A 21885-nucleotide genomic window follows, 5' to 3' on the forward strand; every position below is an offset into this window, starting at 1 on the left:
CCTCAAATCAGCCTCAGCCCCTTGAGGCTGGCGTGACCGTTCTTGCCGACGATGATGTGGTCGTGCACCGCGATGCCGAGCGGCTCGGCGATCGTCATGATCGACTTGGTCATCTGGATATCGGCCTGCGACGGCGTCGGATCACCCGACGGGTGATTGTGCACCATGATCACCGCGGTGGCCGACAGTTCGAGGCCGCGTTTGACGATCTCGCGCGGGTACACCGGCGTGTGGTCGACGGTACCGACCTGTTGCAGTTCGTCGGCGATCAGCTGGTTGCGCTTGTCGAGAAACAGGATCCGGAATTGCTCCTTGTCGGCGAACGCCATGGTGGTGCGGCAATAGTCGATCACCGCCGACCAGGACGACAGCACGGTGCGCTGCTTCACCTGCCCCTTGGTCACCCGCGCCGCCGCAGCCGCGATCAGTCTGATTTCGATGATGGCGGCGTCGCCGACCCCGTTGACTTCGCGCAGCCGTTCGGCCGGCGCATGCACCGCTTCGGCAAACGAACCGAACCGGACGATCAGCTCTTTGGCGATCGGTTTGACGTCGCGGCGCGGCAGCGCCCGGAACAGCACCAGTTCGAGCAGCTCGTAGTCCGACAGCGCGTCGGCCCCGGCGTCGCGAAACCGCTCGCGCAGCCGCTCCCGATGGCCATGATAATGCGGCGCTTCGGCAAATCCGGCTGGATGCAATCGCTCGGCGTTGTCTGTCGGCATGTCCACGGCCGCGCAGGTCTGGTCACGCACAACCATGCCGTGCTGCGCGGCTTTTGCAACCCGAATTCGGCACTGGTTTTCGGCGCTTAACAGAGTTCCTGGCGCTAGTCGGCGCTTGGCAGCCGCCGCATGGTGAATTCGATGGTGTCGTCCGGCAATTCCCGCCAACTCTCGACGCTGCTCATATAGGCGGCCTTCGGCCACGCCTCGAGAAACGCCTTCGCCTTGGCCCGAGCCGCGGGGCGGGGCAGCACGAAGGTCTCGCGCAGAAAGCCGTCGGCCGGCTTGCTGCGCCGCGCCATCCGCGTCGCAAGATCGCGCGGCAAATCCCGGGGACGATCGATCATGGCGGCGGCTCCGCTGCTCCTCGACAGCAAGATAGTCGGTCACGGGAACGAATCCGAGTCCTTCCGGCTTTGAGTCCGGTTCGAGTAGCAGTGGAGTATGCGTCATGGCCCCCCGCGCCAACTGGAAGGGCTTTCTCAGGTTGTCTCTGGTGACCTGCCCGGTAGCGCTCTACCCGGCCACATCGGATTCCGAAAAAATCAGCTTCAATCAGATCAACCGGGCCACCGGGCATCGGATCAAATACCTGAAGGTCGATGCCGAGACCGGCGACGAGGTGCCGTCTGACGAGATCATGAAAGGCTACAAGGTCGATACCGACAGCTACATCGAGGTCACCAAGGACGAGCTGGACAACATCGCGCTGGAGTCGACCCGCACCATCGAAATCGATCAGTTCGTGCCGCGGTCCGAAATCGACGATCTGTATCTGGTGCGTCCGTATTACCTGGTGCCGGACGGCAAGGTCGGTCACGACGCCTACGCGGTGATCCGCGAAACCATCCGCAGCATGGACAAGGTGGCGCTGGCGCGCGTGGTGCTGACCAATCGCGAGCACGTCATCGCGTTGGAAGCGCGCGACAAAGGACTGGTCGGAATGCTGCTGCGCTATCCCTACGAGGTGCGCGACGCCGGCGACTACTTCGACGACATCCAGGACGTGAAGATCACCAAGGACATGCTCGACCTCGCCAAGCACATCGTCGAGCAGAAGTCCGGCCACTTCCAGCCCGATCTTTTCGAAGATCACTACGAGAGCGCCCTCACCGAACTGATCAACAGCAAGATGGCCGGACAGCCGATCAAGCCGCAAGCCCGCCCGCGCGGCGATAACGTCGTCGACCTGATGGACGCGCTGCGCAGGAGCCTCGGCGACGCGAAGTCGGCGCCGGCGGCCAAGAAGTCGGCCTCATCCGAAACCGCGGAGAAGTCTTCCCCCGCCAAGCCTGCCCGCGCCAAGAAGCGCAAGACCGCGCCTGGGCAAAAAGAAATGCTGCTGCCAATCGCAGGGAGTGGCACCGGCAAGGCGAAGGAAGAACCGGCAAAGGCAAAGAAGCCCGCGCGGAGCGCGGTGGGGCCTAAAGCCCGGAAGGCCGGTTAGTTCAACACGACCTCAATGCTCGCGTCCCCTCACCCCAGCCCTCTCCCGCAAGCGGGAGAGGGAGCGCGCTGTGCATCGGGAGGGGCTGTGGCTCAGCGAGAGAGCCGTGTGTGAGCAGGCTGTGGCTTGCGAGAAAGCCGCTAGTTTGGCGAGAGGACCTGTGGCTCGGAAGATGACTGTGGCCTGCCACTCTGCGTCCGCTCGAAATGTATTACTTAACCCCGCAGGCAGCCGGCTCCCTCTCCCGCTTGCGAGACCTCTGCGAAACTCGTTGATTTGGCGAGTTGGCAGCTGGAGGGGTGATGGCGTGATGCGATTTGGCTGCGAGCGGCGGTTTCGGCCGCCGTGGCCGGAGATTGGTCAGCGGATGGCGGCTGCGGTTCGCAGGTTGTAGGCGATCGAGATTAGATCGAGGTGGAATGCGTTGGCGGTGATGCCGGCGTAGCGCATGCGGGTGAAGCCGTAGCGGCCTTTGAGTTGCGAGAAGGTCCGTTCGATCGCCTGCCTCACGCGCCCGATCAGCTTGTTGCGTACGGCCTGCCATCGCGGCAGCGTCTTCTGGTGTTTGTTGCGACGATGCTAGATGCGATCCTTGATGCCACGAGCTTTGAGGGCTTGGCGGCGCGCACGTTTCTCGTAGGCCTTGTCGGCATAGACCGCCTTCTCGTCGCCGAGGACGAGATCGTCGGCGACTTGGCTCTCATACGTCTTCGCCCCGGTCAGTTTGCGGGCCCGGATCAGCCCCGATCCCTGATCGATTGCGATGTGCGCCTTGTAGCCGAAGAACAGCTGGCGCTTGGGGCCCTGCCTTGTCCAGTTGGCTTCCGGATCGTGTGACGAGCGGCTCTCGACCTCGCGCGGGGTCGATCCCGAGGCAGGCGTCCGCCCTGAACTTTGAACCAGGGTTGCGTCGATCAAAGTCCCTGTCCTCAAGACATATCCAGCCGCTTCGAGCTGCCGGAGAACTTCCTGAAACAGGGCGTCTCCCAGGCCGGCCTGCTGCAAGGCATTGCGAAACCGGCAAAGCGTCGTCTCGTCGGGTGTCTGCGCATCCAGCGCGAACCCGCAGAAGCGCCGGAACGAAACTCGGTCGAGCAGGGCCTCTTCGAGACCGGGGTCGGACAGTCCGTACCACTGCTGCAGCAACAAGGCTTTGAACATTGTCAGCGGCTCGTAGGGCGGCCGACCGGTCTCGCCCGGCCGCACCTTCCGGATCAGGACGGCAAGACGGCCCCAATCGATCAGGCCCGAAATGCGCTCCAGCCGCTCGTTGCGCCCAAAGCCCGCCGGCAGCAAAGCCTCAATGAAACTGTCCTGCGCCATCCCGTTCACCTCCGACTAAGCGCAAGTGAATCACATCTGGATAGAACAGTCAGGTTTTGCAGAGGTCTCGCTTGCGGGAGAGGGGTGGGGTGAGGGCGACGCGAGCACTGAGTTGACTCTTCAGCGTCGGCACCGCGCTGAGGCGGCGTTTGCCGATGCTGCGGCGGCTGCGCGATGGACGCGCTCAGCTCTGGAACGGCGGTTTGTCGAGGCCCTTGGGCGAAGCCGTGAAGATCTCGCAGCCGTCTTCGGTGACGCCGATCGAGTGTTCGAACTGCGCCGACAGCGAGCGGTCGCGGGTGACTGCGGTCCAGCCGTCGGACAGGATCTTCACGTATGGCTTGCCGAGATTGATCATCGGCTCGATGGTGAAGAACATGCCGGGCTTCAGCACCGCGCCCTGCCCGGGGCTGCCGACGTGGATGATGTTCGGCTCGTCGTGGAACAGCCGGCCGAGGCCGTGGCCGCAGAAATCGCGCACCACGCTCATCTGCTGCGGTTCGACGAAGCTCTGGATGGCGTGGCCGATGTCGCCGGTGGTGGCGCCCGGCTTGACCGCCGCGATGCCGCGCAGCAGCGACTCGTAGGTGACGTCGATCAGCCGCTCGGCTTTGCGGGCGATCGGACCCACCGGATACATCCGGCTGGAATCGCCGTACCAGCCGTCGACGATCATGGTGACGTCGACATTGACGATGTCGCCTTCCTTCAGCGGCCGGTCACCCGGCATGCCATGGCAGACCACGTGATTCAGCGAGGTGCAGGTCGAGTAGCGATAGCCGCGGTACATCAGCGTCGCCGGATAGGCGCCGTGGCTGAAGGCGAATTCGCGAACGAAGTCGTCGATCTTCGAGGTCGGAACGCCCGGCTTGACGATGTCGACCAGTTCGTCGAGGCAACGCGCCACCAATTGGCCGGCCTTGCGCATGCCGGCGAAACCGGCGGGGCCGTGCAGCTTGATCTGCCCGGTCTTGCGCTGGGCGGTTTCGGTGGCGTCGACGTAGCTCATGCGGACCAGTCTTTTGGGGATGCGGTGATTTGAGCCCAATCTAGTGATCGCGGGCCGCCGCAGCAAGCGCGCGCGCCGGCCGTCTGGGTCGCCGGCCGGACATGGCCGCTGCCGCAGGCTATCGGCCGCAATGCTCTCTTGGCGACGCAATCCGGCGACGTTAAGGATGCGGCAGCGTCCCGTCACCCAATCGCAGAGAGGCAATGGAGTCCCTCGACTCGGTCAGCATCGCCATTCTGCTCGGCTCCGTCCTGGTGATGGCGGGGATCCTGTCGAGCCTGCTGGCGCTGCGGTTCGGCGCGCCGCTGCTGCTGGTGTTCCTGGTCATCGGCATCCTGGCCGGCGAGTCTGGCCCCGGCGGCCTTAATTTCAACGATCTCGGCACCACCTACCTCGTCGGCTCCGTGGCGCTGGCGCTGATCCTGTTCGACGGCGGCCTGAAGACGCGATTCTCCAGCATCAAGGCGGTGCTGGCGCCGTCGATGGGGCTGGCGACGGTTGGCGTGCTGCTGACCGCGCTGGCGACGGCGCCGGTGGCCCGCTACGCGCTTGATCTGAGCTGGGTCGAAGCGCTGCTGGCCGGCGCGGTGGTCGCCTCGACCGACGCGGCGGCAGTGTTCCTGCTGGTCCACGCCCAGGGGCTGCGGCTTCGCCCGCGCGTCGGCGCGACCCTGGAGGTCGAATCCGGCACCAACGATCCGTTCGCGGTGTTCCTCACCCTGATGCTGGTGGAGCTGATCACCCGCGGCGAAAGCTCGATCCTGCATGTGCTGATCGAGTTCGTCCGCGAGGCGGCGCTCGGCGCGGTGATCGGCGTGGTCGGCGGCCGCGTCGTGGTGATGGCGCTCAATCGCGTGGCGCTGCCGCAGGGCCTGCACGCGCCGTTCGTGACCACCGCGGCGCTGGTGGTATTCGGCGCCGCGCAGATGTCGCACGCGTCGGGATTTCTCGCGGTCTATCTGGCCGGCATGATCATCGGCAATCAGCCGACCCGCGCGCATAATTCGGTGGTGGCGTTTCTCGATGCCGCGACCTGGCTGGCGCAGATCGTGATGTTCGTGCTGCTCGGCCTGTTGGTGTCGCCGCAGCGGCTGATGGACAGCATCGGCCCGGCGGTGGTGATCGCGTTGGCCCTGATGCTGGTGGCGCGGCCGCTCGCGGTGTTCATCTGCCTGGCGCCGTTCCGCTTCAATTGGCGGGAGCGGCTGTTCATCGCCTGGGTCGGCCTTCGCGGCGCAGTCGCGATCTTCCTGGCGTCGATCCCGATGCTGGTCGGGCTGTCGAAGGCGTATATCTATTTCGACGTTGCCTTCGTGGTGGTGCTGATTTCGCTGATGCTGCAGGGCTGGACGTTGGCGCCGGCGGCCCGCAAGCTGCACGTCGCGTTGCCGCGCACCGATCGCGGGCCGCGGCGTATTGAACTCGACCTACCCGGCCAGCTCGAACAACAGCTGGTCGGCTACGCGGTGCGGCCGAAGAGCCTGTATCTGAAGCGCGGCCTGATCCCGTCGTGGTCGAAGCCGACGCTGGTGATCCGCGACGAGCGCATCCTGACGCCGGAGGAAGCTGATCCGGTCGCGCCCGGCGATTACGTCTATCTGCTGGCGCCGCCCGAAAAGGCCGCCGCGCTCGACCGCTTCTTCGTCGACATGCCGCCGTCGACCGCGCCTGATCCGCATCTGCTCGGCGATTTCATCGTGCCGGGCGAAACCTCGCTCGGCGATCTTGCGGCCGCTTACGGCGTCAGCGTGCCGGCCGGCCAGGAGGCGCTGACGCTGGCGGATTACTTCGACATCTATCTCGACCAGGCCCCGATGGTCGGCGCGACGCTGCCGCTGGATTCGATCGTGCTGGTGGCGCGCAGCCTCGGCGGCGGCCGCGTCAACGTGGTCGGTCTGCGGCTGCCGGAGGAAGAAGACGAGGCGCCGCCGCCGACCCGGCTCACCAAACTGAAGTCCAAGCTGTCGGACGTCTGGTCGGCGCTCGCGGGCGTGTAGCTCGTGGTCGCTCCGGGCTGATCAGTCCGGCTTCTTGTCGGGGGCGTTCAGCACGGCCCGGCATTCGGCGGGCAGCTCGGACAGCGTCAATTGATGCCGCGGCGGAGGCGGCTTCAGCGGCGGCTTCGGATGCAGCACCGCATCGCTGAACCAATAGGCGAAATCGGAGGCGCCACAGCCCTCGCCCGGCGGCGGTTCGGCCTGCGACTCGCAGCCGTCGATCCCGGCCGGGCAGCGCAGCCGGATGTGGAAGTGGTAATCGTGGCCGTACATCGGCCGCACCTTGTGCAGCCAGCTGCGGTCGCCCTTGGCTTCGCGGCATAGCGCCTTCTTGATCGCGGCGTTGACGAAGATGCGGTCCACCTCCGGCTCCAGCGCCGCGGCCCGGATCACCTTCCAATGCGTCGGCGTCCAGGCCGACGGCTCGATGTCGAGCCGGTCGCTGCGGACCATCATCACCGCCGACATCTCTTCGCGTTCATTGCGCGACAGCAGCCGGTTCGGCATCGGCGTCAGCCAGATGTCGGCATCGAGCCCGACCTGGTGGCTGGCGTGGCCGGTCAGCATCGGCCCGCCGCGCGGCTGCGACATGTCGCCGATCAGGATGCCGTTCCAGCCGGCCTGCTCGCGCGCCTTGTTGGCAACCCGTTCGATCAGCCGCACGGTGGCGGGAAGCGCCCACGCCCGGTTGCGCGACAGGCGCATCACCTGCCACGTCGGACCGTTAATCGGTATTGAGGCGCCGCCGGCCATGCAGCCCTTGGCGTAGAAGCCGATCGGGCGGGGCTGTTGCGCGGTTGGGCGCAGCTTGCGGGCGAACAGCTCGCGCGCCGCGAGGCCCGGATCGTTGGGATGCGCCAGCGGCGGCAGCGGCTTGGGGTCGAGGGTGCCTTTGTCCTGGGCCATCGCGGCCGGGACGAACAACATCATCGCAGCCAGCAGACTGGCGAGCCGGACCGGAGCAGCAAGAATCGCGCGGCGCATAAGCTCACTATACCGCACGCGCGCCTGATCTCGACTGGGTTGGGCTCGGGGCTGTGGCTTGGCGGAGATGATTTCGCGCTAATTCGCCTGTCTTTAAGCCGGCGCTAACCTTGCTGGAGTCTGGCGCAATTTGCCGCGCCGGGTGGGCAATCGCTCACCGCGTGGGCAATGCCGGGCCGGAGTCCCCGGAAAGACGGCCGAATCCCTGTGCTGGAGGTTATTCGGCACCGCCTCGAGCTGGCAAATTGCCTGTCCCACGAGCACGCCGGGCCCGGCTGTTAACCCTTCCAGCCTGCGACATCCCTGCCGTTATACAATTTTTTCAGACACTTATTGCACAACCAGGGCGTCATTTGCGTGGTGGTGATGCGTGGTGAGTCCGCAAGTCCGGCTGAAGAAAAAGAAGACGGCTCGAATCCGTCCGTCTGCCGGCAGCGCTAAGCCGCGCCGCAGCGCGCTGCCCGCCCCCAAACTGTCGTCAAAAACACGCCGGATGGCGCGGCCGGCGGACGTCGCCGAAGGCGAGCGCGCGGTCGCAGCCGCGCTCGAGGAAGCCCGGCGCTCGCACGCCCGGCTGCGTGAGGCGATCGACATCCTGCCGCAGGGCATCGTGTTTCTCGATGCCGACGGCCGCTACATCCTCTGGAACAAGCGCTACGCGGAGATCTACAAGGCCAGTGCCGATCAGTTCGAGCCCGGCGCCCGGATCCAGGACACCATGCGCATCGGCATCGCGCGCGGCGACTATCCGGAGGCCGAGGGCCGCGAGGAAGAATGGATCGCCGAGCGGTTGCAGCGGATGTTCAATCCGGGCTCCAGCCACGAGCAGGTGCTGGCCGACGGCCGCTGCATCCAGATCGAGGAGCGGACCACCTCCGACGGCGGCATCATCGGCCTGCGCGTCGACATCACCGAGCTGAAGCAGCGCGAAGCTTCGTTCCGGCTGATGTTCGAAAGCAATCCGGTGCCGATGATCGTCTGCCAGCTGAATGACGAGCGCATCCTCGCCGTCAACGATGCCGCGGTCGAGCACTACGGCTACTCGCCGTCCGAATTCGCCTCGCTGACGATCCGCCGCCTTCAGGCATTCGAGACCGAACTGCCCTGGACCGGCAATCACACCCACGAAGAACGCACCGCGCGGACCTGGAAGCACGTCAAGGCCGACGGCTCGCTGATCGACCTGGCGATCTACTCACGGCAGCTCACCTATAATGGCGAGCCCGCGGTGCTGCTGGCGCTGATGGACATTACCGAGCGCAAGCGCGCCGAGATGCGGCTCGCCTTCATGGCGCATCATGACGGGCTCACCGGGCTGCCGAACCGCAATTCGCTGCGCAAGCGGCTCGACGAACTGCTGATCCAGACCCGGCGCACCGGCGAGAAGACCGCGGTGCTGTTCGTCGGCATCGACAATTTCAAGGCCGTCAACGACACGCTCGGCCACGCGGTCGGCGACAAGCTGCTGCGCGGCGTCGCCCGCCGGCTACGCTCGACGCTGCGCGAGGAAGATCCGCTGGCGAGGCTCAACTCCGACGAATTCGCCGTGATCCAGACCGGCATCAAGCGGCCCGAGGACATCGTGCTGCTCGCCAAGCGGCTGCTGCACGCGATCGCCGAGCCCTATCTGCTGCAGGGCCATTCGGTCGTGGTCGGCGCCAGCATTGGCATCGCGGTGGCGCCCGGCGACGGCGATGATTCCGAAAAACTGCTGATGAACGCCGACATGGCGCTGTCGCGCGCCAAGAAGGACACCCGTGGCACCTTCAGTTTCTTCGAAGTCGGGATGGACGCGCGTGCCCAGGCGAGGCGCAAGATCGAGACTGATCTGCGCGCAGCGCTGCAGCACGAAGTGCTGCGCCCTTACTATCAGCCGCTGGTCCGTCTCGCCGACGGCCGTATCACCGGTAGCGAAGCGCTGGTGCGCTGGCCGCATCCGGAGCGCGGCATGATCTCGCCGGCCGAATTCATTCCGGTCGCCGAAGACACCGGACTGATCAACGCCATCGGCGCGCAGATCCTGCGCTCGGCCTGCATGGACGCCGCGCGCTGGCCGGACGATGTCCGCGTCGCCGTCAACCTGTCGCCGCTGCAATTCCGGGTCGGCAATCTGCTTTCGGTGGTGATGGATGCGCTGAAGCAGTCCGGCCTGCCGCCGCGTCGGCTGGAGCTCGAGATCACCGAAACGCTGCTGCTGGAAAAGAGCAGCCAGGTGCTGGCGACGCTGCATGCGCTGCGCGCCCTTGGGGTGCGGATCTCGATGGACGATTTCGGCACCGGCTATTCGTCGCTGAGTTATTTGCGCAGCTTCCCGTTCGACAAGATCAAGATCGATCAGTCGTTCGTCCGCGGGCTGTGTGACAATCGCGAATCCCAGGCGATCGTGCGTTCGATCATCAGCCTCGGCAACGGTCTCGGCGTCACCATCACGGCCGAGGGCGTCGAAAGCGAGGCGGAGCTGAGCTGGCTGCGCGCCGAAGGCTGCCAGGAAGCGCAGGGCTTCCTGTTCAGCCAGGCCCGTCCCAATTCTGAAATCACCGGGCTGCTCGACCTGCAGCAGAGCGGTGCTTCCGCCGGTGCAGAGTTTGCGATGGGGTCGGCGCGGGTCGCTTAAGCCTCGCGCCGCCTGCTACTTGGCCTCGGCGCCGAGGCCCAGCGCGTCGGCCATCACCCGGAACACATCGGTGTTCTCCAGCGAACCGCGAACCCGCTCGCTGCCGGGGCCGGCGGCGGTCAGGATCACGTCCTCGCCGGAGTGCACGCTGGCGTTCATCATCGCCGGCAGATTGCCGATGCGCAGCACTGCGCCGGGCACGCCCTTGTACTTGTCGTTGGCCTTGAAGGTGCCGGGCTTGTCGCCCGCCTCGGTCGGCTGGTTGGGGCCGTCGAGCTTCGGCCGCAGCGTCTCGTAGTGATCCGGCAGGCTGGCGGAGAAGATTGCCAGGCGACGACTGACATCGACGCGCTCCGGATAGCCGTCCGCATCGGGCGCCGGATAGTTCGGAAAGCCGGCGCGCTCGTACACGCCGATCCGCTCGCGCAGCGGCACCTCGTCGCCCTCGGCCAGATCGTCGCGCACGGTGCCGACCAGCGCGTTGGGATGGTTGTGATCGGCCACTACCAGGATCAGCGTGTCGTCGCCGCGGGCCTTGGCCCAGTCGCGGGTCTGGCGCACCGCGTTGTCGAGCATGATGGTGTCGTACACGGCACGCTCCATGTCGAGTGCATGGGCGTATTTGTCGATCAGGCCGGATTCAACCATCAGGAAGAAACCTGCGTCGTTCTTCGACAACACGTCGAGGGCGACCGCGACCTGCTGGGTCAGATCGGGCTGGTCCGGGTTCTTGGCGACCCCGCCACCTTTGAGGAAGCGGCGGTCGAGCACGCCGTCCATGTTGCCGGGCGCGAACAGGCCGAGCAGTTTTCGCGGGCCGGTCTTGCTCGCCGCGTCGAGGTCGGTCGCGTTGGTGGCGACCGCGTAGCCGGCATCGCGGAATTTCGCCAGATAATCGATATCGTCCTTGCGCTTGCCGTTCGCGGCTTTCGGCAGGAAGTAAGCCGCGCCGCCGCCCATCAGCACGTCGGGCTGGGCGGCATAGAACTGCGCGACGATGTCGTCATAGGCAGCGCGGCGGCGGGTGTGGGCGATCACCGCCGCGGGCGTCGCGTCTTCCACCTCGGTGTTGGTGACGATGCCGATCGACAGCCCGAGCTTGCGCTTGGCAAGCGAGGCCAGCGTTTCGACCTTGGGATCGTCGAGCGGGTCGGGGGTGCGGTCGGCATAGACCCCCATCGCGTTGACGGCGGCCTTGTGGCCGGTCGCATAGGCGCTGGCCGCATTGGCCGAGTCGGTGATGATCGAGTCGCTGCCCGCGGTCGACACCAGCGCCATCTGCGGCATGTCGTCGATCGCCAGCTTGCCGCCCGCGCGGCCTTCCTGAATGCCTTTCGACAGCAGTCGCGCCGCCACCCGATACGCCGGGGACAGACCGTCGCCGACAAACAGGATCACGTTCTTGGCCCGCCGAGGCCCGGTGTCGTACACGGTCCAGCTGACGCTGCGGCGCGTAGCGCCGTCGCCGGCCTCGATGCTGTAGCGGCCGGGCTTATTCAGCGTCACGTCGCGGAGCAGCAGTGCCGACCGGGGTTGTCCCGCCTCTTGCGCGATCAGTTCCGGGGCTTTGCCGAACACGCTCGCGGCGTCAGCACCATTGATGGTGAGGCTGGCTTTGTCCGCAGTGACTTCGCCGCCGAACTCGACCTTGAGGTCGAATTTGGCGCCGGCCAGAATCTCGGCGCGGTCGATCGGGTAAATAGTCTGGGCCGAAGCGGCCGAAACGAACATCAGCGACGCAAACGCCGTCGCGACAACATGCCTGGTCATCATCACGGTCCTGATTGATGCGCGGGACCGTATGAGCGGCAAATGACGGCTGGATGACGCCGCGCCGCGTGGTGGTGGATGTGTGCTCGATCTTAGTGACTAACCAAGCATGTCATTCCGGGGCGCGCGAGCGTCAGCTCGTGCGAACCCGGAATCTCGACGTTCGGGGTACCGCCGGTCGTTCAACAACCTCGGGATTCCGGGTTCGCGAGCTGCGCTCGCGCCCCGGAATGACGGTGAGCTATTATTAGCCCTTGTCGTTCTCCAGCTGCGGGATCGGGGTGCCTTCGCCGGACGACAGCAGGCCGGTCTTGGCGTAGAGGCCGAGCTTGGCGCGGGTGTCGGTGATGTCGAGGTTGCGCATGGTGAGCTGGCCGATGCGGTCCGCCGGTGTGAACGGTGCGTCCTCGACCTTCTCCATGCTCAGCCGCTCCGGCGCATAGGTCAGGTTCGGGCTCTGGGTGTTCATGATCGAGTAGTCGTTGCCGCGGCGCAGCTCCAGCGTCACTTCGCCGGTGACGGCGCGGGCGACCCAGCGCTGCGCGGTCTCGCGCAGCATCAGGGCCTGCGAGTCGAACCAGCGGCCCTGATACAGCAGCCGGCCGAGCTTCATGCCGTTGATGCGGTACTGCTCGATAGTGTCTTCGTTGTGGATGCCGGTGACCAGCCGCTCATAGGCGATGTGCAGCAGCGCCATGCCGGGCGCTTCGTAGATGCCGCGGCTCTTGGCTTCGATGATGCGGTTTTCGATCTGGTCGCTCATGCCGAGGCCATGGCGGCCGCCGATGGCATTGGCTTCGTAGAACATCGCGACCGGATCAGTGAAGGTCTGGCCATTGAGCGCGACCGGCTGGCCTTCCTCGAACCGCACGCTGACGGTCTCGGCCTTGACGGCACAGTCGTCGCGCCAGAACGGCACGCCCATGATCGGGTTGACGATCTTGATGCCGCTGTCGAGGTGTTCGAGATCCTTGGCCTCGTGGGTGGCGCCGAGCAGATTGCTGTCGGTCGAATACGCCTTCTCGGCGCTCATCTTGTAGGCGAAGCCGTGGGAGGTCATGAACGCCGACATTTCGGCACGGCCGCCGAGCTCGTCGATGAACTGCTGGTCGAGCCAGGGCTTGTAGATCCGCAAGGCCGGATTGGTGAGCAGGCCGTAGCGGTAGAACCGCTCGATGTCGTTGCCCTTGTAGGTCGAGCCGTCGCCCCAGATGTTGACGCCGTCTTCCTTCATCGCCGACACCAGCATGGTGCCGGTCACGGCGCGGCCGAGCGGGGTGGTGTTGAAGTAGGCGATGCCGCCGGTCGAAACGTGGAAGGCGCCGGCCTGGATCGCCGCGATGCCTTCGTGCACCAGCTGGGTGCGGCAATCGACCAGGCGGGCCTTCTCGGCGCCGAACTCCATCGCCTTGCGCGGGATGGCGTCGTAATCGGCCTCGTCGGGCTGGCCGAGATTCGCGGTATAGGCGAACACCCGGGCGCCCTTCTGCTTCATCCACAACAGCGCCGCGCTGGTATCGAGACCCCCTGAGAAAGCGATGCCGACGTTTTCGCCCTTGGGCAGGCTTTTCAAGATCGTAGTCATTGGAAGTCCCAATCGGTTGAAGCAGTTGCGGTTGCTGCGCGCATACCAAACTTCGCGGCCAGCGGCACGCGTTTAATCGCGGCGGAGGTGCGGATGCGGCTCAGGCGGCCGGCGCCGGGCCGATGTCCTGGCCGCGCCATTTCTTCAGCCGCAGCCGGTACAGCGGCCAGAACGCGCGGGTCAGCGCCGCGTCGATCGCCTCGTCCGAGGTCCGGCTCCAGGCCCAGCGGTAGATCAGTGCGTAAAGCAGCCAGATCACCAGGAAGGTGACGAGGCCGGCGATCGCGACGTCCGTGAAGAAGTGCCCGCCGAACGCCATCCGCAGGCCGCTGGTGACGGTGCCGAAGGTGAAGGCCGCCGCATAGGCGTAAGGACGCACCGCCGGGGGCGTCAGCGCGGCGGGCGCGAAGGTCCAATAGGCGGTGGCGCCCTCGCCGGAGAAGAACGAGCAGTTCTTCGGGCAGGCGCCGGAATTGTCCCACCACGCCTTGAACTGCCACGGGCCGTTGAATTCGGTCACCGCGGCCGGCCGCGGCCGGCCCCAATGGCTCTTGAAGGTCATGTTGGTGAGGATGCCGGCCGATAGCGTGATGCTGATCAGCAGAAACGCCACCGTGCGGCCCGGCATCACCAGCGGCCGGTCCGGGCGGATCATCTTGTAGACCAGCGCGAAGATCGACGGCGCCGCGATCGCCCAGGCGATCCACATCGCAAAATCGCGGGCGAATTCGAGATCCGGCATCGCGCGCATCGGGAAGGTCTTGGCGGCCGTGTCGTAGAACAGGCCGGCCAGCCACAGGTCGAGGCCCGGAAACAGACCGAACGTCAGCCCGATGCCGGCGAACAGCGCCAGCGCGATGAGAAGTCCGTTGCGGTTCATGGGGCGCGGTTTACCGGAGGCGGTGCGGGTTGGGAAGGCGGCAATGGCGCGCGCCGGCGGGGCGGATCGCGCCAGGCGCCGGCGTTGCGGCCGGCGACCAGCCAATACACCATGCCGCCGACGATGCCGGCCCCGGTCATGATTTCGAGGTGGCGGCGGATGATGCCGTCGAAATGCAGGGTCGCCGGATCGAACGGCACCAGGCCGAGATAGCATGCGACCCCGACCAGCGCGCCGCCGATCGCATAGGCCAGCGCGCTGCGGATCGAGAACGCCTCGGTGATCAGCATCACCACCAGCGCCGGCAGCAGCGCAAAGCCGGACACGAAGATGAAGCCGAAGCCCATCACGATGTTCAGCGCATCGGTGTCGATCGGTCCGTCGGCGATCTGGCTGAGCTCCGGAAACAGCAGCATCCCGACCACCACCAGGCCGGCGGCGATCGAGGCGAACAGAAAGCCGATCGCGATCACGAACAGGCGGCCGAGCAATGCCATTAGTGGGGTGCTCCGGAGGCTTGCTGAGCTGTCATCCGCGCCCTGGTGTCGTTGTCGAGTTCGGCGCGGATCGCACCGATCAGCGGGTGAACCGCGGTGTGCTTGGTGCCGTAATCCAGATTGAACGCGTAGTCGAAGTCGGCCGGGTTGAGGCCCTGCGTGTGCTGCAGGATGGTTTCCAGCTTATCGAGCCCCTTGGCGAGCCGGCCCTCCGGCGAGGCTCCGGTCTCGTAGTCGTGCCACAGAGCCAGAATCTCGGCGCGGCGCTTGTCGTCGAGCGGCTGCGTCAGAGTTTCGATATCGGCGCGCTCCCGTGCGGCTCTGTCATCGCCCTCCACTTGTGCGACCGCCGGCACGTCGCCGTGCAGGGCTTCGCCGAGATCGTGGACGATGCAGATCTTCAACAGGCGCGCCACATTGATGTCGCCGAGCCCGTCGGCGAGCAGCATCGCCATCAGGCACAAACGCCAAGTGTGTTCGGCGGTGCTCTCGGGGCGGCCGGTGGACGTGTACCCGCTGCGGATCACGCTTTTGAGCCGCTCGGCTTCCCGCAGGAAGGCGAGCACGCCCTGGATCTCGTCGGCGGGCAGCATGGATCAGTCCGTCATCGCCATCGCGCGCAGCGCGTTGCGTTCGCGTACCGACAGCTTTTCGGTCTCGGATTTGAGCTGACCGCAGGCGGCCAGAATGTCGCGGCCGCGCGGGGTGCGCACCGGCGACGAGTAGCCGGCGTTGAAGATGTATTCCGAGAACTTCTCGATCTGGTCCCAGTCCGAGCATTCGTATTTCGAGCCGGGCCACGGATTGAACGGGATCAGATTGATCTTGGCCGGAATGCCCTTGAGCAGCTGCACCAAGCGACGCGCATCGTCGAGCGAGTCGTTGACGCCCTTCAGCATCACATATTCGAAGGTGATGCGGCGGGCATTCGACGCGCCCGGATAGTCGCGGCAGGCCTGCAGCAATTCCTTCAGCGGGTACTTGCGGTTCAGCGGCACCAGTTCGTCGCGCAATTCGTCGCGCACGGCGTGCAGCGAGATCGCCAGCATCACGCCGATCTCGTCGCCGGTGCGCTTGATGTTCGGCACCACGCCGGAGGTCGACAGCGTGATCCGCCGCCGCGAGATGCCGATGCCTTCGTTGTCCGAGACGATCAGCAGCGCGTCGCGCACCGCGTCGAAATTGTAGAGCGGCTCGCCCATCCCCATCATCACGATGTTGGTAATCAGGCGATTGCCGTTCGGGGTCTCGCGGTCGATCCAGTCACCGAGCCGGTCGCGAGCCACCATCACCTGGCCGACGATCTCGCCGGCGGTGAGGTTGCGCACCAGGCGCTGGGTGCCGGTGTGGCAGAATGCGCAATTCAGGGTGCAGCCGACCTGGCTGGAGACGCACAGCGTGCCGCGGTCGGTCTCCGGGATATAGACGCACTCGACCTCGTGGGCCTTCTGGCCGTCGCCGCCGCTCGGCAGCCGAAGCAGCCATTTGCGGGTGCCGTCGGCCGAAATCTGCTCGGCCACCACTTCGGGCCGGTCGACCGTGAAGTGCTCCGCCAGCGTTGCCCGCATCTCCTTGGACACATTGGTCATTTCGGAGAAGTCGCGAGCGCCCCGGACATAGATCCAATGCCACAGCTGCTGCGCCCGCATCTTGCGCTGCGGCGGCGCCACGCCGACTTCGCCGAGCCGGTCGCACAATTGCGCCCGCGACAGCCCGATCAGCGACGGCTTGGCCGGCGGCACATAGGTTTCCAGCGGGGTCTTCTCGACCAGGGCCGAGGCGGCAGAAGGCGTCATCGCATCACGTTCAGGTTGGTGGCCGGCCATCCGCGGCGGGCGTGCAGAGCGGGGCACAAGCCGCCGGTCGCCATGCATATAAGAACCCGCCGCCCGGTTGTCGCCGGCTGGCGGGTCGTCTGTACCGGAATGCTTTACCGAACGGGGCGGCCGGCCTCAATAGCGGCGGCCCGCGGGGCGGGCTCTCAGCTGCCGCAGGCCTGCGCCACCTTGTCGAGCGCTTGGGCCAGCCCCTTCAGCGAAAACACGTCGGTGCTGGCGGTTCCCTTGGCCGAGACCCCCTTGACGGTGATTTCGGCGCCGCGACGCATCGCCTCGACCAGGCGTTCTTCCTCGGCGGCGTTCTTGATCCAGATGCCGTCGCCCTGGGTGTACATTGCGAACGAGCTGCCGGCGACCTCGATGGCCGATTCCGAGCCCGGCTTCAGCGGATAGCCGACCATCACCGATACCTCGTTAACCACCTTTTCGGACGGCCGGGTCGAGATGAACGCGTAGGCCGGATCGCGCGGCCGGTTCGGCGGAGTGGTCTTGGAGGAGGACGGCTTGGCCAGCGCGAAGCACACCTTCTTGCCGCCAGGCGCCGCCGTATAGGCGCCCCAGCTGCCGAACTGGCCGATGAGCGTCGGCTCCGCGCCGCCTGAGGCAGCTGCCGGCGTCGCGGCCGGCTTGCCCTTGGCTTCGCGCGCCACCGCAGCGTCGCCCGCCGCAACCATCAATGAACCCGCCAACGCGGCAATCAGCATTCGCCTCATGATCATGGGCAAGTCTGGTCCCTCATCATTGTGACTGCAAAATGGCTCGCGGGGGTCCGCTGATCACGACGCCCGGAATAGCCGGGACGGTCGATTCTGGAAAGCCGTCAACGGGCGTTGCTCACCGCCGATGTGGCTTCGGCATGTAGCTGGCGTACCTTCAGGATTTGGCGCGTCCGGCCCGGTGCGCGGCCCATTGCTGATCGCTCCATTGCAGCAGGTCCTCGGCGCCGGAGCTGCGCAGATGGGTGCCGCCGTCCTGCACCACCATCTCGCCGGTGATGTAGGCGGCCTGATCGGAGATCAGGAAGCTCGCCAAGTTAGCAAGCTCGTCGTGGCGGCCGACACGGCCGAGCGGCACCCGGTCCGCCGGATCGGCGGCGCGTCCGTCCGGCCTGAGCTGCGCGGTCGCACCCGCGGTCGGAAAGGCACCGGGCGCGATCGCCACCAGCCGAATCTGTTTCGGTCCCCACTCCACCGCGAGGCTCTTGGTCATCGCCAGCACCGCCGACTTCGCCATCGCGGACGGTACCGTGAAGGCGCGCCCCGTGATCGTCGAGGTCGACAGGATGCTGAGCACGACGCCCGCGCGTCCGCCATCGATCCAGCGCCGCCCGGCGCCGAGCGTGCAGTACATCGCGCCGTGCAGCGTCGGTGCCAGGATCGCGTCCGCGGCGCGCGCCGACATTCGCTCGGTCTGCGCGATAAAGGTCGCGGCGGCGTTGTTGATCAGCACGTCGAGCGGCGCTGCGCGCCAGATTTCGTCGAGCATGGTTTCGACCGCTTGCGGATCGCGCACGTCGCACACGAGGGTGTCGACTTGGCTGCCGCGTGACCGGAGTTGCTCCGCGGTCTCGTGCAGCACCTCGGCGCGTCGTCCGCACAGCAGCAGCGACGCACCGAGTTCGGCAAAGCGTGCCGCCATCGCAGCACCGAGTCCGGAACCGCCGCCGGTAATCAGAATCCGTTTGTTCGCAAGCAGACCAGCCTCGAACATCGCGCGCCTCCTTGATTAACCGCGAAGCGGAATTCGTGCGGAATTAGTCCCGCATGCTGCGTCATGCCCGGACTTGATCCGGGCATCCATCATCTTTCGAGAACGGATGGATTGCCGGGGTCAAGCCCGGCAATGACGATGCGGCTGGGCGCACGGGCCGAATCCGATTGTCCCTGCCGTGCAAATCCGGCAGAACGGCAGGCAATCACAAACCTCGCACCTGGGTGGATACATGAAGGCCATTCTCTGCCAGCAATATTGCGGTCCCGACGATCTCGTTTACGCCGACGTGCCCGATCCGGTCGCCGGCCCCGGCGAGGCGGTGATCGCCATCAAGGCGGCGGCGCTGAATTTCTTCGACATCCTGATGATCCAGGGCAAGTACCAGATCAAGCCGCCGTTCCCGTTCTCGCCGGGCGCGGAAGTCGCGGGCGTGATCGAGAGCGTCGGTGAGGGCGTCACCGACCTCAAGCCCGGCGACCGCGTCGCGGCGTCCTGCGGCCACAATGGCGCGCGCGAAAAGATCGCGCTCCCCGCCGCGTCGATCGTCAAGATCCCCGACAGTCTCGATTACGACCGCGCCGCCGGCATCTTCATCATCTACGGCACCGCGTTGCACGCGCTGGAAGACCGCGCCAGCCCGAAGCCGGGCGAGACACTCGCGGTGCTCGGCGCTGCCGGCGGCACCGGCCTTGCGGCGTGCGAGCTCGGCAAGCTGATGGGCCTCAAAGTCATCGCTTGCGCCTCCTCGGACGAGAAGCTCGAATTCGCCAAGCAGCACGGCGCCGAGCTGACGCTGAACTACGCGAAGGAAGATCTGAAAGAGGGGCTGAAGAAACTCACCGGCGGCAAGGGCGTCGACATCGTGTTCGATCCGGTCGGTGGGAGTTACGCTGAAGCCGCGTTGCGCTCGATCGCCTGGGAAGGCCGCTTCCTGGTGATCGGCTTTGCGGCCGGCGACATTCCGAAGATGCCGCTCAACCTCGCGCTACTGAAGGGCTGCGATATTCGCGGCGTGTTCTGGGGCGCGTGGACGCGGATCAACCCGGAGAAGAACCGCGCCAATCTCGAGAAGCTGGTGCAATGGGCGGCCGAGGGCAAGATCTCCTCGCACGTCGACCGCACCTTCCCGCTGGCGCAGACCGCCGACGCCCTGAAGGTGCTCGCCGGCCGTCAGGCGATGGGCAAGGTGATCCTGCATCCGTGAGAATGCTGAATCCTAAGGTGGGTTAGCGCGCAGCGCGTAACCCTCCTTAGGAGTGATCGCGTTACGCCGGCATCAACTCCGGCGTCGTAGCCGCGGCGGGCTCGCTGGCGACCGGTTGCGTGCGCGCCAGCAGCCCGGGTAGCAGCGCTTCGGCGGCTTCGGCGCCTGATATCACCACGGCCTCGATGCCCGCGCCGATGTTGCCGCCGCCGGCGATCACCAGATTGCGCAGCGGCGATTTCGAGCCTTTGAGCTGGCCGGCGCGCGACATGCCGTAGATCGACCCGAAGCTCGCTCCGTCGTAGCGCGCGTAGGTCACCGGGCTGGCATCGGTGCGGTACACGATGTGCTGCGACAGGTTCGGGATCACGGTTTCGGCCGCCGCGATCATGCGGTCGCCGAGTTCCTGCTTGCGACGCAGATACGCCTCCGACCGCCGCCAGGATTTCCAATCGTGATCGGGCTCGGGCGGAAACCAGCTTCTCGCCTCCGCGTGCGGCACCAGATGAATCAGCGACAGGATCGAGTGTCCGGCCGGTGCCGCCGTCGGGTCGAGCTTCGACATCATCGCCAGCCCGATCCGCATCGGCGCGTGCAGATGCACTGACGGGCGGATGTCCGGCACGCAGTCGAGCCCGAGATGCACGCTGAAGCAGGAATTCGCCGGCGCCGCCTCGGTGATCCAGCGCAGGGCGTCCCGTGGCAGCGCCTCGGCCGGGACCAGGTCGAGCAGTGTGTGCTTCAGGTCTGCGTTGGAGATCACCGCGCGGGCCCGCACTGCCCTGCCGTTGCCGAGCACCACGCCGGCAGCCGCTTCGTTCTCGATCAGGATGCGCGCCACCGGCGTCTTGAGATTCACCTCGCCGCCGCGTGCCTCGATCGCGGCGACCAGCGCGTCGGAGACCACGCTCGAGCCGCCGCGCGGATAATAGCCGCCGTGGAAGTAATAACCGAAGATCGGTACCATCCGGGCACAGGTCGGCGGCTCGCTGCCATCGCCGATATAGCCGGCGAGGCCGTTGATGAACGCTACCGCTGCGGGGTCCTGGACATGCGCCGCGACCAGGTCGGCGAACGGCCGGCTCATCCAGCGATAGGCGTGCGGGTGATTGCGCGGAAACGCCAGCAGCTCATCGATGCTCGACGGCATCCCGGGTACGCCGCCGCGGCCGGCAGCGGTCGCGAACATGTCGTCGAAGATCGCCTTGATCTCGTCGAACAGCGCCGCGAGACCGCTGGCGCTGCCGGGAAACCGATCGCCGAGCAGCCTGACGTAGTCGCGCCAGTCCGGCGGCACGTCGATCGCACCGGCCTCAGTGTGGAAACTGTGCGTGACCCGCTCCCAAACGATGCGATCGGCGACGCCGAGGCGCCGCAACAGCGTGGCGAACGGCCCGCCCGGCTGCACGCCGGAGAAGTCGTGCGGGCCGGCGTCGAACCGGTACAGCACCGGCCGGCCCTGATGATGCGCCTTGCGCAAATAAGTGTGGCAATAGCCGCCGGCGACGACGTGCTGCTCGAAGACTTTCACGCGCAGTCCGGCGTCGGCGAGCAGCGCCGCCGCCGTCAGACCGCCGATGCCCGATCCGATGATGACGACGTCGCAGTCCTGCCCTTCAGACGGCGGGAACGACGGTGCCGGCCAGCGGTAGCTTTCCCGTGACGCCGCCATCCGGTTCAGGATTAGGTGAATGGCCAGCTTCGGTCCGAAGATCGAGATCACCGCGCCAACGCTGACGATCGCGGTGATCACTTCGCCCGGCGCGGCGACATAGCGGCAGAGGGCAATCGCGGCGAACAGCACTGCCCAGAGACCGGTGATCGCAGCATTGACCAGGAAGAACTGCGGCGTCTCGGCGTTGTCCGGATGTGCGGCGCGCGAATAGTCGGACGTCCACGGTCGTCGGGCCGCCAGGCTAATCGCGCTGACCGCTGCCAGCCCGGCAAACGACAGCCAGAGTGCATTGGCGGCCGCGGTCGCCGGATCGATCAGGTGCAGGGCCGCGAGGCCTGCGAACAGCACCAGGCCGCCGGCTTCGAGTACGAACAGCTCGCGCCGATAGGCCCGCCAGGCATTGCCCGCGAGCGAGAGTGCGAGGCCTGACCACATCGCCATGGCCGGCTGATGCAGTGCCAGCAACGCCCAGAACACCGCAAACGGAACCAGGACCAGTTTCACCGTCAGGAAGGTCTTCATGCTGCCTCCGCTCAGGTCCGCCAAACACCGGCTTTGACGTCGGTCGCGCTTGCGGTACCATTGGGTACCACAATCTATCACATCTGGTACCGTTTGGTACCGGAA

The 21885-nt window shown here is 66.2% G+C and carries 17 protein-coding genes and 1 pseudogene; 4 read left to right on the forward strand and 14 right to left on the reverse strand.

The annotated features are described in order from the left end of the window. Window positions 1–2 precede the first annotated feature (2 nt). Window positions 3–722 (reverse strand): RadC family protein, encoded by a 720-nt coding sequence (radC, locus tag LRC39_RS01960; RefSeq protein ID WP_264053989.1) that lies wholly within the window; start codon window positions 720–722, stop codon window positions 3–5. Window positions 723–826: 104 nt separating this feature from the next. Further along, the gene (locus LRC39_RS01965; protein ID WP_107342612.1) at window positions 827–1069 is read right to left on the reverse strand and encodes a hypothetical protein; all 243 of its coding nucleotides are present in this window, start codon (window positions 1067–1069) and stop codon (window positions 827–829) included. A gap of 104 nt (window positions 1070–1173) precedes the next feature. Here LRC39_RS01965 and LRC39_RS01970 point away from each other — a divergent pair, with 104 nt between their 5' ends. Continuing rightward, window positions 1174–2169 (forward strand): Ku protein, encoded by a 996-nt coding sequence (locus LRC39_RS01970; RefSeq protein ID WP_346296171.1) that lies wholly within the window; start codon window positions 1174–1176, stop codon window positions 2167–2169. Window positions 2170–2529: 360 nt separating this feature from the next. Here LRC39_RS01970 and LRC39_RS01975 read toward each other — a convergent pair. Then, window positions 2530–3492: pseudogene (locus LRC39_RS01975) on the reverse strand (IS5 family transposase). A gap of 184 nt (window positions 3493–3676) precedes the next feature. Further along, on the reverse strand, window positions 3677–4501 hold the full coding sequence (gene map, locus LRC39_RS01980) for a type I methionyl aminopeptidase (protein WP_107342614.1): 825 nt from the start codon (window positions 4499–4501) through the stop codon (window positions 3677–3679). Window positions 4502–4704: 203 nt separating this feature from the next. Here map and LRC39_RS01985 point away from each other — a divergent pair, with 203 nt between their 5' ends. Beyond that, window positions 4705–6498 carry a potassium/proton antiporter gene (locus LRC39_RS01985; RefSeq protein WP_346296172.1) on the forward strand — a complete coding sequence of 598 codons (1794 nt, stop codon included), beginning with the start codon at window positions 4705–4707 and terminating at the stop codon, window positions 6496–6498. Window positions 6499–6519: 21 nt separating this feature from the next. On the opposite strand, the gene mepA is transcribed toward LRC39_RS01985, so the two are convergent. Continuing rightward, window positions 6520–7482, reverse strand: coding sequence for a penicillin-insensitive murein endopeptidase (gene mepA, locus LRC39_RS01990; protein WP_346296173.1), 963 nt, complete (start codon window positions 7480–7482; stop codon window positions 6520–6522). Window positions 7483–7975: 493 nt separating this feature from the next. Here mepA and LRC39_RS01995 point away from each other — a divergent pair, with 493 nt between their 5' ends. Continuing rightward, complete coding sequence (locus LRC39_RS01995) at window positions 7976–10096, forward strand: putative bifunctional diguanylate cyclase/phosphodiesterase (RefSeq protein ID WP_346296174.1); 2121 nt, start codon at window positions 7976–7978, stop codon at window positions 10094–10096. A gap of 15 nt (window positions 10097–10111) precedes the next feature. On the opposite strand, the gene LRC39_RS02000 is transcribed toward LRC39_RS01995, so the two are convergent. The 8 genes from LRC39_RS02000 to LRC39_RS02035 form a co-directional block, all read right to left on the reverse strand. Beyond that, a complete protein-coding gene (locus tag LRC39_RS02000) occupies window positions 10112–11869 on the reverse strand; it encodes an alkaline phosphatase (RefSeq protein WP_346296175.1) in 1758 nt (585 codons plus the stop codon). A gap of 244 nt (window positions 11870–12113) precedes the next feature. After that, entirely contained in the window at window positions 12114–13451 is a 1338-nt protein-coding gene (gene argG, locus LRC39_RS02005) for an argininosuccinate synthase (protein ID WP_346296176.1), read from the reverse strand. 100 nt (window positions 13452–13551) lie between these two features. Next, window positions 13552–14331, reverse strand: a complete 780-nt coding sequence (locus LRC39_RS02010) for a phosphatase PAP2 family protein (RefSeq protein ID WP_346296177.1) — start codon at window positions 14329–14331, stop codon at window positions 13552–13554. Further along, window positions 14328–14828, reverse strand: a complete 501-nt coding sequence (locus LRC39_RS02015; protein WP_107342621.1) for a hypothetical protein — start codon at window positions 14826–14828, stop codon at window positions 14328–14330. The genes LRC39_RS02010 and LRC39_RS02015 overlap by 4 nt, the downstream gene beginning before the upstream one ends. Then, the gene (locus tag LRC39_RS02020) at window positions 14828–15421 is read right to left on the reverse strand and encodes an HD domain-containing protein (protein WP_346296178.1); all 594 of its coding nucleotides are present in this window, start codon (window positions 15419–15421) and stop codon (window positions 14828–14830) included. Before LRC39_RS02020 ends, LRC39_RS02015 begins: the two co-directional genes overlap by 1 nt. Window positions 15422–15424: 3 nt before the next feature. Continuing rightward, the gene (gene rlmN / locus LRC39_RS02025) at window positions 15425–16624 is read right to left on the reverse strand and encodes a 23S rRNA (adenine(2503)-C(2))-methyltransferase RlmN (protein WP_164637152.1); all 1200 of its coding nucleotides are present in this window, start codon (window positions 16622–16624) and stop codon (window positions 15425–15427) included. A 185-nt stretch (window positions 16625–16809) separates the two neighbouring features. Further along, the gene (locus LRC39_RS02030) at window positions 16810–17340 is read right to left on the reverse strand and encodes an invasion associated locus B family protein (protein WP_408017696.1); all 531 of its coding nucleotides are present in this window, start codon (window positions 17338–17340) and stop codon (window positions 16810–16812) included. A 199-nt stretch (window positions 17341–17539) separates the two neighbouring features. Continuing rightward, complete coding sequence (locus tag LRC39_RS02035) at window positions 17540–18376, reverse strand: SDR family oxidoreductase (RefSeq protein WP_346296179.1); 837 nt, start codon at window positions 18374–18376, stop codon at window positions 17540–17542. 232 nt (window positions 18377–18608) lie between these two features. On the opposite strand from LRC39_RS02035, the gene LRC39_RS02040 reads away from it, so the two are divergent. Beyond that, complete coding sequence (locus LRC39_RS02040) at window positions 18609–19583, forward strand: NADPH:quinone oxidoreductase family protein (protein WP_346296180.1); 975 nt, start codon at window positions 18609–18611, stop codon at window positions 19581–19583. 61 nt (window positions 19584–19644) lie between these two features. Here the strand turns inward: LRC39_RS02040 and LRC39_RS02045 are convergent, their stop codons facing one another. After that, entirely contained in the window at window positions 19645–21780 is a 2136-nt protein-coding gene (locus LRC39_RS02045) for an NAD(P)/FAD-dependent oxidoreductase (protein WP_346296181.1), read from the reverse strand. Window positions 21781–21885: the final 105 nt, after the last annotated feature.

Source organism: Rhodopseudomonas sp. P1 (assembly GCF_039642825.1).
Taxonomy (GTDB): domain Bacteria; phylum Pseudomonadota; class Alphaproteobacteria; order Rhizobiales; family Xanthobacteraceae; genus Rhodopseudomonas; species Rhodopseudomonas palustris_H.